This window comes from Acinetobacter sp. EKM10A (genome assembly GCF_011075215.1).
GTDB lineage: Bacteria > Pseudomonadota > Gammaproteobacteria > Pseudomonadales > Moraxellaceae > Acinetobacter > Acinetobacter baumannii.
In genome coordinates this window covers 180,161-202,996 of sequence record NZ_JAALLK010000001.1, presented here as the reverse complement: position 1 = coordinate 202,996, position 22,836 = coordinate 180,161, and the positions used below count along the sequence as shown (strand labels likewise).

Here is a 22,836-nt window from a genome sequence, read left to right as displayed (position 1 = left end):
GTTTATTACCCCAAACTGGCCTGCAAATCTTCTAAAACCGCATAGTTTGTTGCATCCATCTGAATTGGCGTCACGCTCACAAAACCATTCGCGACCGCAAAAAAATCAGATTGTATTTGACTAGCAATACGCTGTGGATCAGTTACCGCCTCACCCGCAAGACCAATCCAGTAAACCTGTCTTCCTCTAGGGTCTACATGGCTGGTGATAGGTTTAGATTGGGCACGGCGGCCTTGGTAAGTAATTTGTGTACCTTTAAGCTGAGGTACATCTGGAATATTAATATTAAAAATATGTCGCGGTGGCAGTGCAGGTAGACCTTTTGCAATAAAGTCATGTACCCATTTGGCAGCTTGCGCATAATCATCTTTATGGTCGTATGAACGTACATCAGGCCCAGCCAAAGAAACCGCAATTGCCGGTTGTTTCATTAAACGACCTTCAAAGGCGGCGCCAACAGTTCCCGAATATAAAACATCATCGCCTAAATTTGCGCCACTATTGATTCCACTAACAACCAAATCAAATTCGAAGTCAAATAATCCATTCATGGATAAATAAACACAATCGGCTGGTGTGCCATTAACAGCCCATACATCTTCAGCAATTTGAATAGGACGTAAAGGACGATCTAAAGTTAAGGCACTCGAAAACCCGCTTCTTTCACTTTCTGGAGCAACCACCACAACACGGCCTAGTGGTTTTAACGCGTCAGCTAAAGCTTGTATACCTGGTGCAAATACACCGTCATCATTGGCAATTAAAATATTCACAAAAAATCTTTCTCGACAAATAAACCCAGAGGTTTTCTCAATTGAATTATTTGTTGAATTATATATATTTATGCCTCCATAGCATTATAAAATTGTGAAAAAATGAAAACTTTCGCTCCTTTTTTTCAAGTATTGGGGATCAGTATCACATTGTGTACTCAAGCGGTTTTTGCTGATGAGGGTATCTCAACACAAGAAGCTGACAGCTTAATTAAAGATGACATTGCCTCGACTCAAGTCTTACAAGAAATTTGCCCTAATTTTGTTGGCGCAAATAAAAAACTTGAAACCAATACTCAAAAGATTATTGCCATGTACCTGAGTGGTTATTCCAATAAATCAATTACCTTCTCTGCGCTGCAAAATGATTCAGAATATAAAACCCTGTTAAGTGAAGCACGTCAGGCTGCCAAAGAAATGGATCATCACGAACAACATGAACTTTGTGAGGAAGTGGTAAATTACAAAGATTAAGAGCTTAGCTCAATCAGTACGCTTATCTTTGGGGTTTTCTGTTGAGATAAAGCAGAAAACCTACATAACAATACATTTTTTCCATTTTTTTAGCGTTTAAATTGTTTAAGCTATCGGCATATTTCAAATTTTTGTTTCAGGTTATCCATGTTTATGAAAAAAAGCTTAGTTCAATCACTTTCTGTTGTTTTACTCATGACAATGGCAACAGTGGGTTATGCTGCTGACAAGAAAAAAACAGCTGAAAAGAAAACTGAAAATGAAAATGTTGTTGAAGTTACACCGACCAAAGGTACTACACCGGAAGAATTAGCAGCAATTCAAGTACTTTCTGAAATTTGCCCAAGTTTAATTGGTAAAAAAGATGCCGAATTTGCTCAAGGTTATGAGCGTCTTGTAAAAGACTATTTGCCAAATGAAGCCGATCCAGTTGCAGCTTTAGAAAAACGTAGTAAAGACAAGAGCTTCAAGAAAGTCTTAAAAGAAGCACGTAATGATGCAAAAGCTGCTGGTAACGAACAAAATACGTTAGTTTGCCAAGACGTGAAAGCTTATCAATCGCAAAACTAAATTAGTTAAAAACTCTCTAGTTACAATACTGTTTGAAAAAGCCGACTTCCCCCATAGAAGTCGGCTTTGCTTTATCCTAAAATGCTAGGCTCTTCTGCTTCATACAAGATATTGGAATTACCTAGAATGACTCGAAAAAGCGCTATTGCTGCACTCCTCCTCTTACCAAGTTTTTCTTATGCAGCAACTGTCTTATCAGCTCCGCCAGAATTAAATAATAAGTCTTATGTATTAATGGATTACGAGACAGGACAAATTCTCGCTTCTAAAAATGAAAATGAAAAGCTTGCTCCTGCTTCTATGACTAAAATGATGACAAGCTACATCATTGAACAAAAATTATTAAAAGGTGAGCTTACCGAAAATGAACAGGTTCGTATGAACGAATCTGCTTGGTGTAAAGGCAGTAGTTCTGAATCATGTATGTATGTTCCATTAAATGGTACAGCAACTGTTTTAGAAATGCTTCGCGGTATTATTATTCAGTCAGGTAATGATGCATCAAAAGCAATGGCTGAACATATTGCTGGGAATGAAGGTACTTTTGCTCACATGATGAACCAGGAAGCAAAACGTATCGGAATGACCAATACCCAGTTTATTAACTCAACAGGTATGCCAGCTGAAGGTCATTACTCAACTGCAAAAGATATGGCTGTTTTAGCACAACATATTATTAAAGACAGCTCAAAATACTACCCGATTTATTCTGAAAAAGAATTCACATTTAACGGTATCAAACAAGGTAACCGTAATGCTTTACTTTACACTGACCCAAGTGTTGATGGCTTAAAAACAGGCCATACTGATGAAGCTGGTTACTGCTTAACGACTTCAAGTAAACGCGGTCCAATGCGTTTAATCTCAGTTATTTTTGGTACACCAAGCATGTCTGAACGTGCTGACCAAACTCGTGCACTATTGGCATGGGGTTTTGCAAACTTTGAAACTGCAAATGTACAACCTGCAAACCAAGTTCTTGCAAAAGCTAAAGTTTGGTTTGGTAAAGAAAATGAAGTTCAGGTTGGTTTAGCTGAAAACTTTAATGTGACTATGCCTAAAGGCAAAGCGGACGGCATTAAAACTCAATTGGTTGTTCAACCGAACCTAAATGCACCACTTCAAAAAGGTCAAGTCGTTGGTAAGCTTGTTGCTAGTTTAGATGGTAAAGTTATTGCTGAAAAACCATTGGTTGCTTTAAAACCTGTTGAAGAAGCTGGTTTCTTCGCACGTTTAATTGACCATATCAAACAATTCTTCAGCAACTTATTCTAAATTTAAATAATTTTAGAATAGTTGAATTAAGCACTCATGCTATTAGCGTGAGTGCTTTTTTATTTTATACTTTTACTAAATTTTCTATTGATACTTCTCATGGCAAAAAATATCCGCCCTTATTTAGACCATCACCCACAAATTGATCCAAGCTGTTACATTGATGAAATGTCCGTGGTTGTAGGTGATGTTAAATTGGCCGAAAATGTTTCGGTGTGGCCTTTTGCAGTCATTCGCGGAGATGTAAATAGTATTCAAATTGGCAAAAACAGTAATGTACAAGACCACTGTATGCTACATGTCAGCCATAAAAATGATGCAAAACCTAATGGTTCACCTCTTATTATTGGTGAAGATGTGACAGTAGGCCATCATGTGACTTTACATGGCTGTACTATTGGTAACCGCGTACTAGTCGGAATCAATACGGTTATTTTAGATGATGTTGTTATTGAAGATGATGTGATGATTGGTGCGGGAAGCTTAGTTCCGCCTCGTAAAGTTTTAAAAAGTGGTTATCTTTATGTTGGAAGCCCTGTACAACAAGTACGTCCTCTAACCGAAAAAGAATTGGCATTTTTACCTTACTCAGCAAGACATTATGTAAAAGTGCAAAATAACCATAAAGATAATCAAATAAATTAAAACAAATCGAGTTTTTCAAACGATAGAGTTCTTAGCATGCTCTATGGTTTGTAAGATGACCGTAGCCAAAAACCCCTAAATTTCGTATCATACGACTTTTAAATTCATGGTGCTTTTTTATGGCCGCATGGACTCCTCATGTCACTGTCGCTACAGTCGTTGAAAAAGATGGACGCTATCTTTTTGTCGAAGAACATAGCGAAGGTTTTGTACACACAGTGTTTAATCAACCTGCTGGTCATGTGGAATGTGGTGAAACACTAACAGAAGCAGCGATCCGTGAAACGCTTGAAGAAACAGGACATCATATAGATATAGATGCCCTACTTGGTATTTATACTTATACCCCCCCTATGTTTCCGGACCGTACTTATTATCGCTTCTGCTTTTTAGCGCATGTGACCCACGTCGAAAGCGACCCAAAACTTGATACAGGTATTGTTTCTGCTGTCTGGATGACTCTAGATGAACTTAAAGAATCTGCCCGTGCACGTAGCCCTCTTGTCATTAAAGCCATTGAAGACGCCATGAAAGGACAACATTATCCTTTAGCTCTTATTTATGAGCACCCTTTCTCTCCCTCATTAACTTCTCATTTGGATGCCTAGTCCTATGCAACAACGTGTCATCGTCGGTATGTCTGGTGGCGTAGATTCCTCTGTTTCTGCGGCGCTCTTACTTCAACAGGGTTATCAAGTTGAAGGCCTTTTCATGAAAAACTGGGAGGAAGATGACGGCACGGAATACTGTACGGCAATGGAAGATTTAGCCGATGCTCAAGCAGTCGCAGATAAAATCGGTATTAAACTTCATACTGCAAACTTTGCTATGGAATATTGGGACCGCGTATTCGAACACTTCTTGGCTGAATATGCAGCCGGTCGCACTCCAAATCCAGATATCTTATGCAATAAAGAAATTAAGTTTCGCGCATTTTTAGATCATGCCATGACCTTAGGTGCAGATTTTATTGCAACAGGTCACTATGCTCGTCGTGCTGAAACTGCTTATAACTCTAAAGGTGAGGCATATGCGCCTTTATTACGTGGTTTAGATAACAATAAAGACCAAACTTATTTCTTACATGCAGTGCATGGCCGTGAAATTAACAAAACGCTCTTCCCGGTAGGGGAAATTGAAAAACCGGAAGTTCGTAGAATTGCTGAAGAACTGGACTTAGCAACTGCGAAGAAAAAAGATTCAACTGGTATATGTTTTATCGGTGAACGTCGCTTTAATGACTTCCTTAAACAATATTTACCCGCTCAACCAGGTAAAATTGTACTTGATAACGGCAAAGAAGTTGGTGAACATCACGGTCTGATGTACTATACGCTCGGTCAACGTGGCGGTATTGGTCTAGGCGGTATGAAAGGTGCATCAGAAGGTGCATGGTTTGTACTTCATAAAGATGTTGCCAATAACCGTTTAGTGGTCGGCCAAGGACATGATCACCCACTTATGCAAAGTACACAGCTTTGGAGTGAGTCCATTGACTGGGTAGCAGGCGAGCAAAATATTCCGGCTGAAGGATTACGTTGCACCGCTAAAACACGCTATCGCCAGCCTGATCAAGCTTGTACAGTGTTTATTGATGAAAATAGTGAGCATGGTGTTCGTGTTGAGTTTGATGAACCTCAACGTGCAGTTACACCAGGCCAAAGTGTTGTATTTTATTCGGATGAAGTTTGCCTAGGCGGGGGTGTTATTCACCATACAAACGCCCCTACACCAAATTTTATTTAAGGGAATGAATGGCATGGTGGAGTTACCCTTTCAACAATCACAAGCCTTGAATGTTCGCCAAAACCGTGCCCTTGCCTTGGCTGGGGTATTTCAAGCGACCCAGCTTACGCATATGACCGCCATGACAGGTCAGCAAAGTATTGGTGAAAGTGGTAACTTTTATTTTGAGTTATTAATAAAGGCGAGTTTAAATATTCGCCCTACAACAAATAATAATACTGTTCAGACGTTGGATTTTTTTAATCAATTGGCTGATATTTCGTTGGGTCTTAAAACTCTTGAAAATTGTATCACTCAGCCTTTTACCAATGCGCCTAAATCTCGCTTGCCTAAAATGCGTAGTGCAAAACTTCCAATGTCTTATGCGATGTCACTTTTGCAGTTAGAGAAAAAGGTCTATAGCAATCCTGAATATGTGGCGATTATTGAAAAAGCGCAGCAGAAGATTTTAAAACAGCTTTCTTTTTTTGATAATAACTATTTACACCCAAGTATTTTAGCCAATTTGGCGCAAACCTATGTTGATACTGCCGGACAGATTAATCCACGCATTCTTGTTCGTGGTAATGCTGAGGCATTTAAAGATACCAACCATACCAACCGTATTCGTGCTTGTCTGTTTACGGGGCTACAAATGGCCCATTTATGGCGACAACTCGGCGGTAGTTCATGGAACATGATTTTTAGCAAACGTAAATTGCTACAGGATATTCAAGCACTTGCTCGTTTACAGTACCAAGTTATCTAAGGCTGTAACGAGATTATTTTTGTTTTATGTTTATTCCAGCATTAAGGAATCGTTATGAACGCTTTAACCGCACTATCACCATTAGATGGACGTTATGCCAGCAAATGTGATGCGCTACGCCCTTTTCTTTCTGAGTTTGGTTTAATTCATGCTCGTGTCACTGTGGAAGTGCGTTGGTTACAAGCGCTTTCTAACCGTCCGGAAATTGTTGAAGTTGCTCCTTTCTCAGCTGAAACAAATGCAGCACTAGATGCAATCGTAAGCAACTTCTCTGAAGAAGATGCGAACCGCATTAAAGAAATTGAACGCACAACTAACCATGACGTAAAAGCAGTTGAATACTTCTTGAAAGAGGAAATTGCAGGTATTGCTGAATTACAAAATGCAGGTGAGTTCATTCACTTTGCTTGTACATCAGAAGACATCAATAACTTGTCTCATGCACTTATGCTTAAAAACGGTCGTGAAGTTTTAGTATCAAGCATGAAGCAAATTTTAAATGCAATCTCTGCTTTAGCTACAACTCATGCTGAACAACCGATGTTGTCTCGTACACATGGTCAAACTGCTAGCCCAACAACTTTGGGTAAAGAAATGGCGAACGTTGCATATCGTTTAGCTCGCCAAATCAAACAATTTGAAAATGTTGAATTATTAGGCAAAATCAATGGTGCTGTAGGTAACTACAATGCTCACCTTTCTGCTTATCCAAATGTGGATTGGCCAGCGCATTCACAAGCTTTTGTTGAATCTTTAGGTTTAACATTTAATCCATATACAACTCAAATTGAGCCACACGACTACATGGCTGAATTATTTGACGCGTTACGTCGTTTCAATACAATTTTGATCGACTTTAACCGTGACGTATGGGGTTATATCTCTTTAGGTTACTTCAAGCAAAAACTTAAAGAAGGTGAAGTTGGCTCATCCACTATGCCGCACAAAGTTAACCCAATCGACTTTGAAAACTCTGAGGGTAACTTAGGTATTGCAAATGCAGTGTTGGCTCACTTAGGCGAAAAATTACCAATTTCTCGCTGGCAGCGTGACTTAACTGACTCAACTGTACTTCGTAACATGGGTGTTGGTTTTGCTCAAAGCTTAATTGCTTTTGATGCTTGCTTAAAAGGTATTGGTAAACTTGAACTCAATGCAAACCGCTTAAATGAAGATCTTGACCAAGCTCAAGAAGTTCTTGCAGAGCCAATTCAAACGGTTATGCGTCGTTATAACGTTGAAAAACCATATGAGAAGTTAAAAGCATTAACTCGTGGTCAAGCAATGACGCGTGACATGATGGTTGACTTCGTAAATGGTAACGAACTTGCTCAAGTACCAAGTGAAGAGCGTGCTCGCTTAGCTGAGCTTACACCTGCAACTTACACAGGTAATGCTGCTGAACAAGCTAAACAAATTAACGAATTAATTAGCAAAATCTAATTAAAAAAGTTATAAAAAGCGAAGCTTAGGCTTCGCTTTTTTATTACACTCATACAAATCAGAATAAAGACTTATTTATAAAATGATCGAAAAAGAATTCAAAGTTAAACACTATATTGCACTTGGCCTGCTTTTTATTGCCATTATCATTTCAGGTATTCAACCACTTGAGTTTGAGGCTTATTTGCTTCATCAAGCTGGCACTGTTTTTATGGTGATTCTGCTTTTTATTATTTTCAAAAAAATTGGACTGGATTTCTTAAGTTTTACTTTTTATCTACTGTTTTTATTAATCCATATTATTGGTGCTCACTATCTCTACTCCTACGTTCCATACAATGACTGGATACAACAGGTGTTCCATTTCAACCTAGATCAATATATGGGCTGGTCCCGCAATATGTATGATCGTTTAGTTCATCTTGCCTATGGTGTTTTGCTCTATCCTCTTATTTATCGTGTATTCCAAGTATGGTTACCCACTGCACGTCCTTTTTCTTTATTCTTACTTGTAGTCCAGTTTGTGATGGCGTCTAGTGTCTTTTATGAACTGATCGAATGGGCAATTGCAATCGGGCTATCACCTGAACAAGCTGAAAATTATAATGGGCAACAAGGTGATATGTGGGATGCACATAAAGACATGTTACTCGCTACAATTGGCGCAATCCTCTATGGGCTAATCGCTCTTCTCACAACACCAAAAAATCAAACAATAAATTAAAATTAAAAAAGCGCTCATTGAGCGCTTTTTACATGTAGTCTCAAATACCCTAAACAACTGGATAAGTTTGATCTAAAAGGTTTTGTAAAACCGAAGAAGTTGTATCAGGTAAAGGATGATCAGGATTTGATGTTGTCTGACCAACTGATGCATTTACTTCGATTGGCTCAGATGCCTGAGTCGTTTTTAACGCTGTTGATGAGAGAAGCTTTGCGATTGGGTCTGATTCACTAGCCATAGAACTTTTTAATAAATCATCTAAAGGAACCGATTTCTGCGGGTTATTCATCTCAGTTGTTGTACTTTGCGCTGCCTTTAAAGTATGCAATCCGACACTATCTGCCAAAGATGGCCCTTCTGTACTTAAAGTATCTACTGAAGTTTCAGACAGGCTCGCAGTTTTCGGTGCAACTACATAAAAGGTAAAAGGAGAACTTGCCTCACTGGTAAGGCCTGCCGCATCAGTTTGAGTCAAAGTAATAGTATGCTTACCAAGAGCTAAGTCTTTATCAAATGTAAATGACCAAGATCTACCACTTGTTACCGTCACAACTCCAATTGCAACACCATTATCATAAATCGTAAGAGTTGCATTTGCTTCACCTGAGCCTGTAAGTTTTGGTCTAGCATCGTCAGTTTCAGAACCAGCCGTTATAGCTCCTTTAACAGCGCCTACATCATCATCTACGCTATTTAATATAGGTTTTGCTGGTGGTGTTGTATCTTTTGTACCTACAATATCAACAACTTCAGACTTATTTCCAGCATTATCTATAGCTGATACCGAAGCATGTTTATTATCCGTTAAAGCTGGTGAAATAGAAATTGTAAATTTTCCATTCGCATCCGCTGTTCCACTACCAATTACCTTCCCTGTTGTATCTTTAATTTCAATTTTGGCATTGGCCTCAGCCGTACCGGTTACAGAAGTACCATCTGTATTAATTTGAACAGTCGGTTTATCTGGTGCAATCGAGTCAAAGCCTGGCGTAATTTCAACTGGTTTAGATACATTACCAGCAGCATCTTCCACAACCACTGTGCCCTTTTGCGCCTCTTTTAAAGCAGGTGAAAGTGTAATTTGAAATTCACCTTGAGCATCGGCGGTCCCACTTCCAATTACTTTACCATCGGCATCTTTTATTTGAACTTTTGCATTTGCTTCAGTTTTACCATGTATTACCGATCCTTCTTTATTTACTTCAACAAAAGGAGATGCTGGTGGTATGGTATCTTTACCCGCAATAATTTTAACTTCCTCAGATTTGTTACCCGCAGCATCTTCGGCAACCACTTTACCGCCCGCTTCACTGGTTAATGGTGGAGTAAGTTTTACAGAATAAATACCATCTTTATTCGCAAAAACAGTTCCTAATACTTTGCCAGTGGCATCATAAACAGTGATTTTTGCATTTGCTTCTGCTTTACCTGTCACTAAGGAACCATCATCACTCAATTGAGCTTGTGGAACATCTGGGGCAATTGTATCTTTTGTTCCTGTTACCACAGTAACTTTAGAATTATTTCCAGCCGCATCTTGGGCAATAACATTTAATTTATCCCCATTCACTAACGGCTTATCTAATTTAATCGTGTAATTTCCGCTCGCATCAGCAACACCTGAGGCCACTGTATTACCTGCTGCATCTTTAATGTAGATTTTTGCATTTGCTTCAGTTTTGCCAGTCACTGTCACAGTATCATCAGCAAGCGTAGCTGTAGGAGCAGCAGGTGCTATTAAATCGGGAGTACTGGGTGAATCATCTTTATCATCTTTATCAAATGCCCAAAGATATAAACCTTCAGCGGCTAAAACTGCTAAGCCTGCTTTTAGTACATTACCCATCGAAAAGCTTGGATCATTATCAACAGCCATTGTTGCAGTTGAAGGGCTGGTACTGGTATAGGCCAAATCCGTAACATGATTTAAGCCTCTATAATCTATAACCTTACCTTGAGCATCAAATTGTGCTTCAACAAATTTTCCTTGTTCAGTTGGAAAAACGAGTGAATGCTCTGTTGTATTCGTTGCTTCATTAAAGAAATTTTCTAAGACAATTGTTTCTCCATTTTTTAAATGGATGACTAGACTTCCACCCTGCTTTTCCATCGATGCGATATCTTTTTGACTTACACCAATTTGAATAATAGTAGGTTGGTTTAAAACCACCTTATTGAGCTGACCATCTTGCAGAACGTCCAAACCCTCTTTGGATGCTACAATTATTCTTGTCATTATTTCCTGTCCTAAATTTCAGTTATATTTTTAAATGTTTATCTTTTAAATGGATCATCTAAAAGCTATTTTATTGTTGCCTAAAATATCAAAATCACTTATTTATCACAATTCAATAAGTATATTTATCAACAATTTTTTTTGAATCTTTATTCAATATCTATTTTCTATAAAAGTGAATTGTCGTTCCGGCAATTCAAATCAAATTCTTTTAACCTTTTGCATAAAAAAGAGCACCCCTAAAAGGCACTCTTTAATTTGAAAATATATCTTAATTAAAATTTAGTATCGCGCATTTGAACTAAAGTTGAATTCGCTTTTGCTAAAGTATCAGCCACTTTATTCATTACAGCCGGAATCAGGCTATCTGCCATTTGAGCTGCTTGCAAACCTAATTTTTCACCCAAAGTTGCTTTTTTACGGGTATTAATTACATATACGTCATGTTGAGGTAACAATGCTAATAGATACTCATCTGAAGTTTGTAGTTTATCTACAAGGTTTAAATCAAGTGCATCTTGACCATACCAATGTTCACCTGTAGCAACCTTGTCTACATTAAGCTGTGGACGATATTTCTCTACAAAGTGCTTAAACAACACATGCGTTTGTTGTAGCTCTTCTTCAAATTTCGCCTTACCTTCAGGAGTATTCTCACCAAACATGGTGACAGTACGTTTATATTGCCCTGCTGTGTAAAGTTCGAAGTCCACGTTATGTTCTTTTAAAAGACGATTAAAATTTGGTACCTGAGCCACAACACCAATCGAACCCACGACAGTAAACGGTGCAGAAATAATTTCATTTGCAATACAAGCCATCATATAGCCACCACTTGCAGCGACTTTATCAACACAAATCGTTAAATGAAAACCTGCATCACGCAAACGAACCAATTGAGCTGCCGCCAAACCATATCCATGAACCATACCACCCGGACTTTCAAGACGTACCACAACACGGTCACGTCCAGCTTTAGCCGTTGCTAAAATAAGGGTGATTTCTTCACGAAGGTTTTCAACCGCAGATGCCTGAATGTCACCTTTAAAATCTAAAACAAAAATTTTCTGGTTGTTCTTACGGCGAATTTTAGCTTCTTTTGCAAGTTGTTGAGCCAATTGTAAAAGCTCTAAACGACTTGCTGTGGTTTGTGCAATTTTTTTTCTCTGTTCATTTACACGTGCATTTAAATGACTAACACGTATTTCCGCAGGGAGTTTAGGCAAATGGAATAACATAAAATTCTATGCTCATAAGTTTGTCTTTATAGCCTTAAGATGTGGTTCTTTTGATTAAAATTCAATAGCGATTTTGCAAAATAGAGTCATTTTCATTTATTAAATAAAAAAAAGAGCACTAGGCTCTTTTTCTTTTACAACGAACAATTAACCGAAACGGCCAGTAATGTACGCTTCTGTCAATTGGTGGTCAGGCTGAGTAAATACTTTCTCTGTAGAGTTTACTTCAACCAAATCACCTAAATGGAAGTAAGCAGTACGGTCTGAAACACGCGCTGCTTGTTGCATCGAGTGCGTTACAATAACGATTGTGTATTGATCAGACAGTTCAGAAATCAGCTCTTCCACTTTTGCCGTTGCGATTGGGTCAAGCGCAGAACAAGGTTCATCCATCAAGATCACTTCTGGACTTACTGCAATCGTACGTGCAATACATAAACGTTGTTGCTGGCCACCAGATAAGCCAGTACCCGGTTGGTTTAATCGATCCTTCACTTCTTCCCATAGACCTGCTTTACGCAAGCTATTTTCAACAATTTCTTCTAAGTCATATTTGTCACGTGCTAAACCGTGTAGCTTCGGACCATATGCCACGTTATCAAAAATAGATTTAGGAAATGGATTTGGCTTTTGGAACACCATACCAACTTGTGCACGCAGTAATACAACATCCAGATTTGGATCATAGATATTTTTGTTATCTAGAGTGATCTTACCTGTCACACGACAGCCATCAATCGTGTCGTTCATACGGTTTAAAGTACGCAGGAAAGTCGATTTACCGCAGCCTGATGGTCCAATAAACGCAATTACTTCATTTTGATAAATATCTAAATCGATGCCTTTAATCGCTTCAAAGTCACCATAATAAACATGGGCATCTTGTGCACTGATCTTGATTTCGGTTGAGTTTGGCTTTTTTGAAGCATGTGGTTCAAAATGCGAAACGTACGAAGTGCCATGATGCAGTTGTGTATCTGTAAGTTGAGATTGTTCAGTATTCACTAACTTATCCTTTTCTAAGGAATTCGTAATATCAATAGTATTCATGATTTATCCTCTATTACCAACGCACTTCGAACTTTTTACGTAACCAAATTGCAAGGCTGTTTAAACCAATCATTAATGCAAGAAGTACGATAATCGCAGCAGCAGTACGGCCTTCGAAGAAGTTACGCAACTCATTACCTTGCCATAGATAAACTTGGACAGGTAAAGCAGTTGCTTGATCAAATGGGGTGGTTGGAACACTTGCAACGAATGCACTCATCCCGATTAAAAGTAAAGGTGCAGTTTCACCGAGTGCGTGTGCAACACCAATAATTGCACCCGTCATGATGCCGGGCAACGCTAGCGGTAAAACATGATGGAAAACGGTTTGTACTTTAGACGCACCTAAACCTAGGGCAGCTTGTCGAATTGAAGGTGGCACAGCTTTTAAAGAAGCACGTGTTGTAATAATGACTGTTGGTAGTGTCATTAAACTTAATACCAAACCACCGACAAAAGGAGCTGACAACGGTAAATGCATCCAACCAATAAAGATTGCAGCACCCAACAAACCAAACACGATTGAAGGTACAGCAGCAAGGTTATTAATGTTGACTTCAATAATGTCTGTAATGACATTCTTTGGAGCAAACTCTTCAAGATAGATTGCGCTGGCAACACCGATTGGAATCGAGATAATGATCACAATCAGCATCATGAATAATGACCCCATGAATGCGCCTGCAAGACCACTAATCGCTGGTGAACTACGAGAGTCAGGATTTTTAAATAAAGTGGTATTAAAGGTATTTTCAAGTACACCTTTTGCTTTAAGGTCATCTGCCAACTTGCGGATTTCCGGATCAAGTTGTTGTTGATCGTCTGGTAATGAGCGGTCAATATTACCCTTCAGCCATACATCTACATTGGCATCACCCAAGAAAGTTAGGTTCTCTTTTTTCCCAATGAGTGATGGGTCAGCAAACACCATATCACGTAAGCGATAAGCTTCAGAACTTGCATAAAGGCTACTTAAATAATCGCGTTGTGATGCAAGTGAAGGGTCTTTAGCAATCATGCCATTTACGATCAGGCTATCCCAATCGACCATACCCATTTTCGTTTGCCAATCAACATAACGTTCTTGGTAATGTGCAGGTGTTTCACCTTGTGTACGTACTGGCACTGGACCTGCATCAATTACTTTAGGATCGAAGTAGACCGGTACATTCATACTGGTTTGCCAGAATGCCGGTAACCCTTTTGCCAAAATACTGCCAAACAGTAGCGCAACGAATGCAAGACCAATAACAACTGCTGACAAACCTGCAAAGCGGAAAGCTTTTTCTTTGCGGTGACGTTTAGCCAATGATTTTTCAATCACTTTTTTACGGCGATCACGTGCCTGAGCAGCGGCTTGTGGATCAAATACGTTCTGATCCATAGGAGACGATGTATTTGATGTACTCATTCGTATTGCTCACGGTATTTACGCACAATGTACAGTGCAACAATGTTTAATCCTAAAGTGATCACAAAGAGTGTTAAACCCAGTGCAAATGCCACCAAGGCCTGTGGGCTCGCAAAATCAGTATCACCCGTTAACTGTTTTACAATGGTTACGGTAACTGTCGAAACAGCTTCAAACGGATTTGCATGTAGAAGTGGACTGTTCCCTGCTGCCAAAACCACAATCATGGTTTCCCCTACGGCACGCGAAACAGCCAATAAAAATGCCCCTGTAATACCCGGTAAAGCTGCTGGTAAAACCACTTGGCGAATCGTTTCTGATTTGGTTGCGCCCAGCCCTAACGAACCATCACGAAGTGCGCGAGGAACTTGAGTAATAATGTCATCAGACAAAGATGAAACGAATGGGATAATCATAATTCCCATTACAAAACCGGCAGTCAAAGCACTGGTTGCATTAATTTCAATACCGACATACGCACCAGCAGCTTTAAAGAATGGCCCAATAATCATCATGGCAAAAACACCATAAACGATTGTTGGAATACCCGCTAAAACTTCAATGGTAGGTTTTGCCCATGAGCGTAACCACGGCGAAGCATACTCAGCTAAATAAATAGCAATCATTAAGCCAACAGGTACAGCAACTAATAAGGCAATACCACTGACCATGAGCGTGCCCCATAGTAATGGTAATAAACCATAACTACCTTCTGCATTACCTGAAGTACTAAAACCAGGGTTCCATTCTGTACCAAAGAAAAAGTCGATTGGACTTACAAAATGGAAGAAGTGCATTGCCTCACCAAACATCGACATTACAATGCCGATCGTGGTTAAAATTGCAACGCCAGAACATAAGATTAAACCAACATTAATTGCACGCTCAACTTGGTTACGTGCGCGATATTCTTGGCTGATTTTTTTCTTTGCCCACACTAAGCCCAACAAAGCGGCACAGACAACAACAGCAAATTTGGCAAAAGAGCCAATGGTTTGAAATTTTGCATATTGCTGAGCAGCAGCCAACTCATAAGCCGCGGGATGATCACTTACCCCAAAACCAGAAGCGATCGCTTGAACTCGATCAACAAGTACACTTCTTGCTGCTTCATCTAGAGAAGCTGTCACAGAAGCAGGTACGTTGTTAAAGATAATATGATTTAAAATACTTGGCTCAACCAAGTTCCAAATGATCAAAATTAAAAAAGCAGGGATACCGCACCAAAGCCCAACCAGTGCGCCATAATAACCAGGACGAGAATGTAATGTCGCCGAGTTGCTTCCCTTACCTGCTAGGTGGCGGCTCTTTCTCAGCCCAAGTTGATATGCAATTGCCACAAGGGCTAACAACACACCGATAAGTAGCAGATTCATGTATTCTCCACTGTTTTCTCAATTGTCATAATTTGGGAAAAACGTGTTAGACAAAAAGGCTGATGATCGCTTGAGATCACCAGCCCCTATTCAAACCAACTTATTTAACAGTTTTACCTGCTTTAAAGTCAGCTAAAACTTTAGCGCGTTCTGCATCAGACATCGCGATTAAACCATCACGCTCAGCTTTAGAACCTTTACCAGTCGCTTTTTTGCTTAGGAAGTATTCTACGTATTGTGGTAAACCTTTAACTGATTTTAAGTGCTCGCCTTTTACATAGAAGTATAGTGGACGAGATACAGGGTATGTACCATTTAACACAGTTTTCTCAGAAGGAACTACGTTGTTTACTGTCGCTACACGTAACTTGTCACGGTTCATGTCATAGAAACTTAAACCAAATACGCCTACTGCACTTGGAGAAGTTTTTAAGCGAGCTAGAGTTTCTGTATAGTCACCAGCAATTTCAATTACACGACCGTCTTTACGGAAAGTAGAACACGCTTTCTTTTGAGCGTCTTTGTCTAGGCTCTTGAAGTATTCATACGCTTCGCAACCAGCTTCAACCATTTTCTCTTGGAAAACTTCACGTGTACCGTGGTTAGACGCAGGAATAACAAGCGTAATAGGCTCATTAGGAAGTGATTTGTCAATTTGGTTCCAGTTTGTATAAGGGTTTGGAACCAATTTACCTTTTGAGGGTAACTGTGCAGCTAAAGCAGCAAACACATGATAAGGTTTTAATTTATAAGCTGCTTTGTTTGAGCTAGAGGCAAACACAATACCGTCATAACCAATTTTGATTTCTTGAATTTGTTTTACACCAGCTTTGTTACAAGCTTCGATTTCAGTACTTTTAATTTTACGAGAAGCGTTTGCAACATCGATTGTGTTGTCACCAACACCTTGACAGAACTGTTTTAAACCAGCAGAAGAACCACCAGAACCTACAACAGGAGTTTTAAATTGAGGGAATGTATTACCGAACTCTTCAGCTACAACGCTGGCAAATGGTAATACAGTTGAAGAACCAGCAATTTGAATCGTATCACGAGCTGCATTTGCAGTCGTTGTTACAGCGGCCCCAGTTACTGCTAATGCAATTGCGATTTGACGTGGATTTAAGCGCATTCTGTTCTCTCTCATTAATGCAATAGGTTGTACGTCACTTTTTGTTGAGTGCTTGTACGCTCTTCGATAGCTGCATTGTGAATAGAAAATATGACAAATAAGTTACAGTATTATGACGCTTTCATGATTTTTATAATGTTCATTGTCACATTTTTAAATCTATTTTATATCAATTATTTAAGATGATTTTATAAGTCCTTTGCTATTTAGATTTAATGGGAAATATGACAAACGTTCAAAATAATAAAATTATAATTATGCTTAAATTATAAAAACTTAAGTAATTTAATGAATTGATGTTACAAAATTATTTTATTGACACAATTCTCAATTTTTTACGTGACACCTTTATTTTTAAAAAAATTATTTCGCCCGAACATGAAAATATTATGACAAAACAAAAACGGTTACCTGCCTTATGTCAGATAACCGCAATATCACTGTAAATTTAGCTTATTAGTTTGATTGTACTTCCGGCATTGCGACCATTTTTTTACGATACTTAAAGAAATACATAATCGCTAAAACCGCAAGCCAGATAGGCCCCAAAATAACAGCGAGTCTCATATCTGGTGTCATCGCCATAATAATGAGAATGAAACATACAAAGCTAATAGTTAAATAATTACTCCATGGGCTAAGAATACTTTGGAATTTGGTTTGACGCTTTTGCAATTTCATTGCTTTGGTAAATTTCAAATGCGTGACTGAGATCATAAGCCAGTTAATAACAAGCGCAGCCACAACCAACATCATAAAGAGCTGAAAAGCTTGACCTGGAATTAAATAGTTGACCACTACACAGACTGCTGTAATTGAAGCAGACACAATTGCTGCAGGGACCGGAATACCGCGGCTGTTCACTTTTTTCAAAATTGCTGGCGCATTGCCTTGCTCTGCTAAACCATGCAACATACGACTATTACAGTAAATACAACTGTTATAAACCGAAATAGCAGCAATCAAAACCACAAAGTTCAGAACATTCGCAACGCCATTACTATTGAGGGACTGGAAAATTAAGACAAACGGGCTACCGCCTTCTGCCACCATATTCCATGGATAAAGACATAAAAGAATACCGATTGCACCAATGTAAAAAATTAGGATGCGATAAACAATCTGGTTTACTGCCTTTGGAATTGTTGTCTCAGGTTTTTTTGTTTCAGCCGCAGCAATACCGATAAGTTCTAGACCACCGAATGCAAACATAATGACAGCCAAAGCCATAATAAAGCCATGAATACCATGCGGGAAGAAACCACCGTGTTGCCATAAATTTGCAACACCCGCTTGCGGACCTGCTGAGCCTGAAAGTAAAAGATAAGCACCGAAGCCAATCATACTTAAAATCGCAACAATTTTAATGCAGGAAAATAAGAACTCCGATTCCCCAAAAAAGCGGACATTTACCAAGTTAATGCCGTTAATTAAAATAAAGAAAAATAGAGCGGTCAGCCATGTCGGAATTTCTGGCCACCAAAACTGAATAAAAGTACCAATCGCACTCAGTTCGGCCATACTCACCAGTACATACAAAACCCAGTAGTTCCAGCCAGACATAAAACCAGCCATTTTGCCCCAGTATTTGTTCGCAAAATAACTAAAAGAGCCGCTTACCGGTTCTTCAACAACCATTTCACCTAAATGACGCATAATCAAAAAGGCAATAATTCCTGCAATTGCATATCCCAATAAAATTGAAGGACCTGCCAGTTTAATTGTTTGTGATAGACCTAAGAATAACCCTGTTCCGATCGCCCCTCCGAGTGCGATGAGTTGAATATGCCGATTGGATAAGCCTTGTTTTAACTCGTGCTTATTGTTTGCATCCATAACATTATCTCCAATGTTGGTGTCACTTCCTGTACACCTTTATTCAGCACCATATCCGAAGGCCAGAAACCGACCTTCGGACATAAGTTGCTTTAGTATGAGTCCATTTAATTTTTGAGAAGACGTGTCCTATCTTCTATTTAAAAAGAGATTGCATCCTTACATTTAACTGGTTGGGAACGCTCCTTTAAAATTTCGTAGCCGCGATCACCGTAGTCAAAACGTGCAATCACAGAAGCAAATTTTTTCAAACTCACTGGTGCATCCATTGCTGGTAGTTTCAATTCAATAAAGGTTAATTGATCATTTTGCTGAACGTTGTCTAAAACGCTCTTCAGCTGTCCAGCAGTCTCAACCACATAAGTTGTATGGCCTTTTTTACCGTTAAATACTGCTGGGATTTCAGTGTATTTCCAGTTTTGTACGTCGTTATAGGCAGCGTTTTCACCCATAATTAAACGTTCAATGGTGTAGCCGCCATTGTTCAACAAGAAAATAATTGGTTTTAAACCATGGCGGATAATCGTAGAGAGTTCTTGTACCGTAAGCTGGAACGAACCGTCACCAATAAACAAAATTTGACGACGCTCAGGGGCAGCTAACAAACTACCAAGCAAAGCTGGCAAGGTATAACCAATAGAACCCCAAAGCGGCTGCGCAATATATTTAGCTGTAGCAGGAAGTTTGATACCTGACAAAGCAGAGTTTGATGTTCCTACTTCACCAATAATCACATCATCTTCTTTTAAGAACCCTGAAATGTAGTTCCAAAGCACATCTTGGCTAAGCTTCTGTTGAGCTGGCGCTTCAATTACTTTCTGAGGTTGTTTTTCAAGAAAAGGTATTGACGATTTACGTGGCGCAACTTTTTTATTTAGCTCGACAAGTAATTGTCCAATTTCAATACCCGGAAAATCCTGACCAAAAATATTTAAGCCATAAGATTTAATTTCGATATAGTTCTTGGTCTCAATTTGATGCGTAAATACAGCTGAGCCTACATCGGTAAAGCGTGCGCCAACACCAATTAAACAGTCAGACTGTTCAATGATATTTTTCACATGCGGTTGGCTTGCCCCACCCACATAAGTGCCAATGTAGCGTGGTGATCCTTCATCCATAATATTTTTTGCAGTATTCATACCTGCAAATGGAATTGAGCATTTCTGAGACAAATCATTTAAAAGTGAAGTTACACCAAAAACTGAAGCCTCATTATCAATTAAAAGCGCTGGACTTTGAGCATTCTCAATAATGTCACAAAGTTTGCTTACCACACTTTGCAATAATTCAGGTTCAACAGCTGGGTAGCTTAGGTCGAGCGGACGCTCAGACACTTCAATTTTAACGTGAGTAATATCACCAGGTAGTTGGATGTGTACAGGACGGCGTTCAAGGAAACACTGACGCAATACGCGGTCAATTTCAGAAGCTGCATTTGCAGGAGTTAAACGAGTTTGGGCAACTGTGAACTCTTTCATACAGTTCATAATGTTGTCGTAGTTACCATCAACTAACGTATGATGTATGAGAGTGCCCTTTTGAACTGCATGTAAAGGTGGAATACCTGAGATATGAATAAGAGGTACATTTTCTGCATAGGCACCGGCAATACCATTAATAGCACTTAAGTCACCTACACCATAAGTGGTTGCCAAGGCAGAAAAACCGTTAATTCGTGCATAACCGTCTGCTGCATAGGCAGCATTTAATTCATTACAATTTCCAATAAATTCGAGTTGTGGGTCTGCTTCAACTTGTTCTAGATATGAGAGGTTAAAATCACCAGGTACACCAAAAAGATGTTGGATACCCATTTGTTTTAGACGAAGATTTAAAAATTCACCAATTTCTATGAACATTGCTCTATATCCTTTGAGACCAATTTTTATTCCATAGAAAAATAATATTTCATCTATCTTTTAGATTTCGTGCATAATGAAAACGCATTTTAATAAAAATACATGATTTGTGTATCATAAAAGGATTTTATGCAATGGATAAGTTCGACTGGCAAATCATTCAGGCACTACAAAAGAATGGAAGACTCACCAATCAGGAAATTGGAGATTTAATCGGTTTATCTGCTTCTCAATGTTCAAGACGACGTCAATTGCTTGAACAAAAAGGCGTGATCCTTGGTTATACGGCACGCATCCAGCAACAGGCGCTAGGGCTGGAAGTTACAGCGATGATTCACATAAACTTAAGAACACACGAGGCGAAATCACAGCAAGCTTTCCAAGAGCTGATTGAAGCTGAAGATAACATTCAGGATGCTTTTTCAATTAGTGGCGATGCTGATTTTATTTTAAAAGTCGTTGCTGAAAATTTAGAACAGCTTTCTCAATTTGTGACTGAAAGATTGCTTTCTTATAATTTTATAGGGCACATAAAGTCTTACATTGTTCTGAAAAAAATTAAAGAACAGAATCATTTTTTAATCAAGCCTAAAAGCATGAGCTATCATCACTCTCAATAAAGTAACTCAGCTTTTCACTCTTAAAAGTGAAAATAAAAAGGCGGATACTAAATCCGCCTTAAAATTAATATTTAGACTTTACTAATATGGACCGTTTGTCCAATCGTATTTTCAAGCAAACCTTCCAAACCAAACTCAGCGCCTAAGCCAGACATTTTCCAGCCGCCAAAAGGTGCATGAGGCAGTACTTCTGCATGGGTATTAATCCAGACCGTTCCGCATTGAAGCTGTGTAGCGTAGGTCTGTGCGGCTTTAAGATCAGAAGACCAGATTGAACCACCCAAACCAAACTCACTGTCATTGGCACGGGCAATTGCATCGTTAATATCGGTATATTTTAAAACAGGCAACACTGGGCCAAACTGCTCTTCTTGTACCACTCGGCAAGAGTCAGAAACTTCAGTCAAAATAGTTGGCGCAATAAAGTAGCCCTGCTCTGGAACTTGTTGTTGTCCAGACAGTGCTTTTGCACCTTGTCCAATCGCTTCAGCAATAAGAGCTTTTACCTTGTTATATTGCATTTGGTTTTGTACTGGACCAAATGTTGTAGAAGACGCCATACCATCACCCACAACTTGAGCGTTGGCAATATCAGCTAACTTTTGAGATAAAGCTTCATATTGGCTTTCATGCACATATAAACGCTTTAACGCCGCACATGTTTGACCAGCATTCAAGAACGCCATATTAAAAATCTTAGCAGCAATTTCATCGATATTTGCATCTGGTAATACAATACCAGCATCATTACCACCAAGCTCTAAAGTTAAGTGTTTTAGCTGCTGAGCTGCACCAGCCATAATGTGCTGCCCTGTTCGAGTTGATCCCGTAAACACGACTTTTTGCACATCTGGATGAGAAGATAATGCTTCACCAATCTCACCAGCACCAACCACAATTGAGATTACACCTGCTGGAACTTCTTGCTGAATGATTTCACATAGACGTAAAGTCGATAATGGTGTGTATTCAGAAGGTTTGCTAATGACAACGTTACCTGCACGTAAAGCAGGCATAATATGCCAAACTGCAATCATGAGTGGCCAGTTCCATGGCGTAATTGAAGCCACTACACCCAATGGTTGGCGATGGCGTTCAATACGTTTAGTTTCACTGTCTTCAATTACTTCTACCGATAAATCCATAGAAGCCGCATAACGCGTCCAGCCAATTGCACCCTGCACTTCCATTTGTGCCAGTGCGAGTGGTTTACCTTGTTCAAGCACCACCAGCTCTGCAAGCATTTCAGCGTGCTTTTCAATACCGTCTGCAATCTTGTTTAAAATTGATTTACGCTCATCATGCGAGACAAGCTGCCAAGCTTTAGAAGCCTGTTTAGCTGCACTAACAGCTTGATTCACTTGTGCAACTGATGCTTTTGCACAATGTGCCGCAGTTAAGCCTGTAGCAGGATTAATAATTTCCAGTTCACCTTGTTCACCTGAACAAAGTTGACCGCCAATAATAAGTTTAAATTCATTAAGCATATTCGCTTGTTGCATTTCTTCTTCCTTGTCTTAATTGTAATTACGACTTCTTACTTTATGTAGTATGGTTTAAAGCAAGTGCCGTATTGATATATCAATGCGACCAAAAAATCGGGAACATACCAATACAATAAGAAATTTGCTCACCATAAATCATGCATAATTATTTTTGTTTTTTGAAAATATGCAT

General features: G+C 39.1%; 20 protein-coding genes. 10 read left to right on the top strand and 10 right to left on the bottom strand.

The window, feature by feature from the left end; translation table 11 throughout:
• Positions 1–5: 5 nt before the first annotated feature.
• Entirely contained in the window at positions 6–773 is a 768-nt protein-coding gene (gene surE / locus G9371_RS00945) for a 5'/3'-nucleotidase SurE (protein WP_001023216.1), read from the bottom strand.
• A 102-nt stretch (positions 774–875) separates the two neighbouring features.
• On the opposite strand from surE, the gene G9371_RS00940 reads away from it, so the two are divergent.
• The 9 genes from G9371_RS00940 (at position 876) to G9371_RS00900 (ending at position 8,398) form a co-directional block, all read left to right on the top strand.
• Positions 876–1,247, top strand: coding sequence for an MCR_0457 family protein (locus G9371_RS00940; protein ID WP_000846419.1), 372 nt, complete (start codon positions 876–878; stop codon positions 1,245–1,247).
• Positions 1,248–1,394: 147 nt separating this feature from the next.
• Positions 1,395–1,817, top strand: coding sequence for an MCR_0457 family protein (locus G9371_RS00935; RefSeq protein WP_000480886.1), 423 nt, complete (start codon positions 1,395–1,397; stop codon positions 1,815–1,817).
• A 126-nt stretch (positions 1,818–1,943) separates the two neighbouring features.
• Entirely contained in the window at positions 1,944–3,092 is a 1,149-nt protein-coding gene (gene dacC / locus G9371_RS00930; RefSeq protein WP_000197255.1) for a D-alanyl-D-alanine carboxypeptidase PBP5/6, read from the top strand.
• A 99-nt stretch (positions 3,093–3,191) separates the two neighbouring features.
• Positions 3,192–3,737, top strand: coding sequence for a gamma carbonic anhydrase family protein (locus G9371_RS00925; RefSeq protein ID WP_001107199.1), 546 nt, complete (start codon positions 3,192–3,194; stop codon positions 3,735–3,737).
• A 119-nt stretch (positions 3,738–3,856) separates the two neighbouring features.
• Positions 3,857–4,345, top strand: a complete 489-nt coding sequence (locus G9371_RS00920; protein ID WP_000741964.1) for an NUDIX hydrolase — start codon at positions 3,857–3,859, stop codon at positions 4,343–4,345.
• A gap of 4 nt (positions 4,346–4,349) precedes the next feature.
• Complete coding sequence (mnmA, locus tag G9371_RS00915) at positions 4,350–5,483, top strand: tRNA 2-thiouridine(34) synthase MnmA (protein ID WP_001187605.1); 1,134 nt, start codon at positions 4,350–4,352, stop codon at positions 5,481–5,483.
• Between the two features lie 13 nt (positions 5,484–5,496).
• Positions 5,497–6,231, top strand: a complete 735-nt coding sequence (hflD, locus tag G9371_RS00910; protein ID WP_000229973.1) for a high frequency lysogenization protein HflD — start codon at positions 5,497–5,499, stop codon at positions 6,229–6,231.
• A gap of 54 nt (positions 6,232–6,285) precedes the next feature.
• Positions 6,286–7,674, top strand: a complete 1,389-nt coding sequence (gene purB, locus G9371_RS00905) for an adenylosuccinate lyase (protein WP_029424572.1) — start codon at positions 6,286–6,288, stop codon at positions 7,672–7,674.
• 82 nt (positions 7,675–7,756) lie between these two features.
• On the top strand, positions 7,757–8,398 hold the full coding sequence (locus G9371_RS00900) for a DUF2238 domain-containing protein (RefSeq protein ID WP_000570321.1): 642 nt from the start codon (positions 7,757–7,759) through the stop codon (positions 8,396–8,398).
• A gap of 49 nt (positions 8,399–8,447) precedes the next feature.
• On the opposite strand, the gene blp2 is transcribed toward G9371_RS00900, so the two are convergent.
• The 8 genes from blp2 to G9371_RS00860 form a co-directional block, all read right to left on the bottom strand.
• Positions 8,448–10,634, bottom strand: coding sequence for an Ig-like repeat protein Blp2 (gene blp2 / locus G9371_RS00895; RefSeq protein WP_000196846.1), 2,187 nt, complete (start codon positions 10,632–10,634; stop codon positions 8,448–8,450).
• Between the two features lie 275 nt (positions 10,635–10,909).
• Complete coding sequence (gene sohB, locus G9371_RS00890; RefSeq protein WP_000897188.1) at positions 10,910–11,872, bottom strand: protease SohB; 963 nt, start codon at positions 11,870–11,872, stop codon at positions 10,910–10,912.
• Positions 11,873–12,019: 147 nt separating this feature from the next.
• Entirely contained in the window at positions 12,020–12,922 is a 903-nt protein-coding gene (pstB, locus tag G9371_RS00885; RefSeq protein WP_029424573.1) for a phosphate ABC transporter ATP-binding protein PstB, read from the bottom strand.
• 13 nt (positions 12,923–12,935) lie between these two features.
• The gene (gene pstA, locus G9371_RS00880) at positions 12,936–14,333 is read right to left on the bottom strand and encodes a phosphate ABC transporter permease PstA (protein WP_000107954.1); all 1,398 of its coding nucleotides are present in this window, start codon (positions 14,331–14,333) and stop codon (positions 12,936–12,938) included.
• Positions 14,330–15,709 carry a phosphate ABC transporter permease subunit PstC gene (gene pstC / locus G9371_RS00875; RefSeq protein WP_001050723.1) on the bottom strand — a complete coding sequence of 460 codons (1,380 nt, stop codon included), beginning with the start codon at positions 15,707–15,709 and terminating at the stop codon, positions 14,330–14,332. Before pstC ends, pstA begins: the two co-directional genes overlap by 4 nt.
• A 100-nt stretch (positions 15,710–15,809) precedes the next feature.
• Positions 15,810–16,841, bottom strand: a complete 1,032-nt coding sequence (locus G9371_RS00870; RefSeq protein ID WP_001238906.1) for a substrate-binding domain-containing protein — start codon at positions 16,839–16,841, stop codon at positions 15,810–15,812.
• A 456-nt stretch (positions 16,842–17,297) separates the two neighbouring features.
• Positions 17,298–18,677: an amino acid permease gene (locus tag G9371_RS00865; RefSeq protein ID WP_000339843.1), complete on the bottom strand. Its 1,380-nt coding sequence runs from the start codon at positions 18,675–18,677 to the stop codon at positions 17,298–17,300.
• A gap of 140 nt (positions 18,678–18,817) precedes the next feature.
• Positions 18,818–20,539: an alpha-keto acid decarboxylase family protein gene (locus G9371_RS00860; protein WP_000469453.1), complete on the bottom strand. Its 1,722-nt coding sequence runs from the start codon at positions 20,537–20,539 to the stop codon at positions 18,818–18,820.
• A 134-nt stretch (positions 20,540–20,673) separates the two neighbouring features.
• On the opposite strand from G9371_RS00860, the gene G9371_RS00855 reads away from it, so the two are divergent.
• Complete coding sequence (locus G9371_RS00855) at positions 20,674–21,159, top strand: Lrp/AsnC family transcriptional regulator (RefSeq protein ID WP_000357090.1); 486 nt, start codon at positions 20,674–20,676, stop codon at positions 21,157–21,159.
• A gap of 71 nt (positions 21,160–21,230) precedes the next feature.
• On the opposite strand, the gene G9371_RS00850 is transcribed toward G9371_RS00855, so the two are convergent.
• Positions 21,231–22,661, bottom strand: a complete 1,431-nt coding sequence (locus tag G9371_RS00850; RefSeq protein ID WP_029424574.1) for an aldehyde dehydrogenase family protein — start codon at positions 22,659–22,661, stop codon at positions 21,231–21,233.
• Positions 22,662–22,836: the final 175 nt, after the last annotated feature.

Bases quoted from the DNA above. Each gene is read 5' to 3' on its own strand.
- G9371_RS00870 (WP_001238906.1), bottom strand. From the start codon at position 16,841: ATGCGCTTAAATCCACGTCAAATCGCAATTGCATTAGCAGTAACTGGG.
- G9371_RS00865 (WP_000339843.1), bottom strand. From the start codon at position 18,677: ATGGATGCAAACAATAAGCACGAGTTAAAACAAGGCTTATCCAATCGG.
- hflD (WP_000229973.1), top strand. From the start codon at position 5,497: ATGGTGGAGTTACCCTTTCAACAATCACAAGCCTTGAATGTTCGCCAA.
- G9371_RS00860 (WP_000469453.1), bottom strand. From the start codon at position 20,539: ATGTTCATAGAAATTGGTGAATTTTTAAATCTTCGTCTAAAACAAATG.
- purB (WP_029424572.1), top strand. From the start codon at position 6,286: ATGAACGCTTTAACCGCACTATCACCATTAGATGGACGTTATGCCAGC.
- G9371_RS00920 (WP_000741964.1), top strand. From the start codon at position 3,857: ATGGCCGCATGGACTCCTCATGTCACTGTCGCTACAGTCGTTGAAAAA.
- pstA (WP_000107954.1), bottom strand. From the start codon at position 14,333: ATGAGTACATCAAATACATCGTCTCCTATGGATCAGAACGTATTTGAT.
- G9371_RS00940 (WP_000846419.1), top strand. From the start codon at position 876: ATGAAAACTTTCGCTCCTTTTTTTCAAGTATTGGGGATCAGTATCACA.
- pstB (WP_029424573.1), bottom strand. From the start codon at position 12,922: ATGAATACTATTGATATTACGAATTCCTTAGAAAAGGATAAGTTAGTG.
- G9371_RS00935 (WP_000480886.1), top strand. From the start codon at position 1,395: ATGTTTATGAAAAAAAGCTTAGTTCAATCACTTTCTGTTGTTTTACTC.
- G9371_RS00855 (WP_000357090.1), top strand. From the start codon at position 20,674: ATGGATAAGTTCGACTGGCAAATCATTCAGGCACTACAAAAGAATGGA.
- mnmA (WP_001187605.1), top strand. From the start codon at position 4,350: ATGCAACAACGTGTCATCGTCGGTATGTCTGGTGGCGTAGATTCCTCT.
- G9371_RS00900 (WP_000570321.1), top strand. From the start codon at position 7,757: ATGATCGAAAAAGAATTCAAAGTTAAACACTATATTGCACTTGGCCTG.
- G9371_RS00925 (WP_001107199.1), top strand. From the start codon at position 3,192: ATGGCAAAAAATATCCGCCCTTATTTAGACCATCACCCACAAATTGAT.
- G9371_RS00850 (WP_029424574.1), bottom strand. From the start codon at position 22,661: ATGCAACAAGCGAATATGCTTAATGAATTTAAACTTATTATTGGCGGT.
- dacC (WP_000197255.1), top strand. From the start codon at position 1,944: ATGACTCGAAAAAGCGCTATTGCTGCACTCCTCCTCTTACCAAGTTTT.
- sohB (WP_000897188.1), bottom strand. From the start codon at position 11,872: ATGTTATTCCATTTGCCTAAACTCCCTGCGGAAATACGTGTTAGTCAT.
- blp2 (WP_000196846.1), bottom strand. From the start codon at position 10,634: ATGACAAGAATAATTGTAGCATCCAAAGAGGGTTTGGACGTTCTGCAA.
- pstC (WP_001050723.1), bottom strand. From the start codon at position 15,709: ATGAATCTGCTACTTATCGGTGTGTTGTTAGCCCTTGTGGCAATTGCA.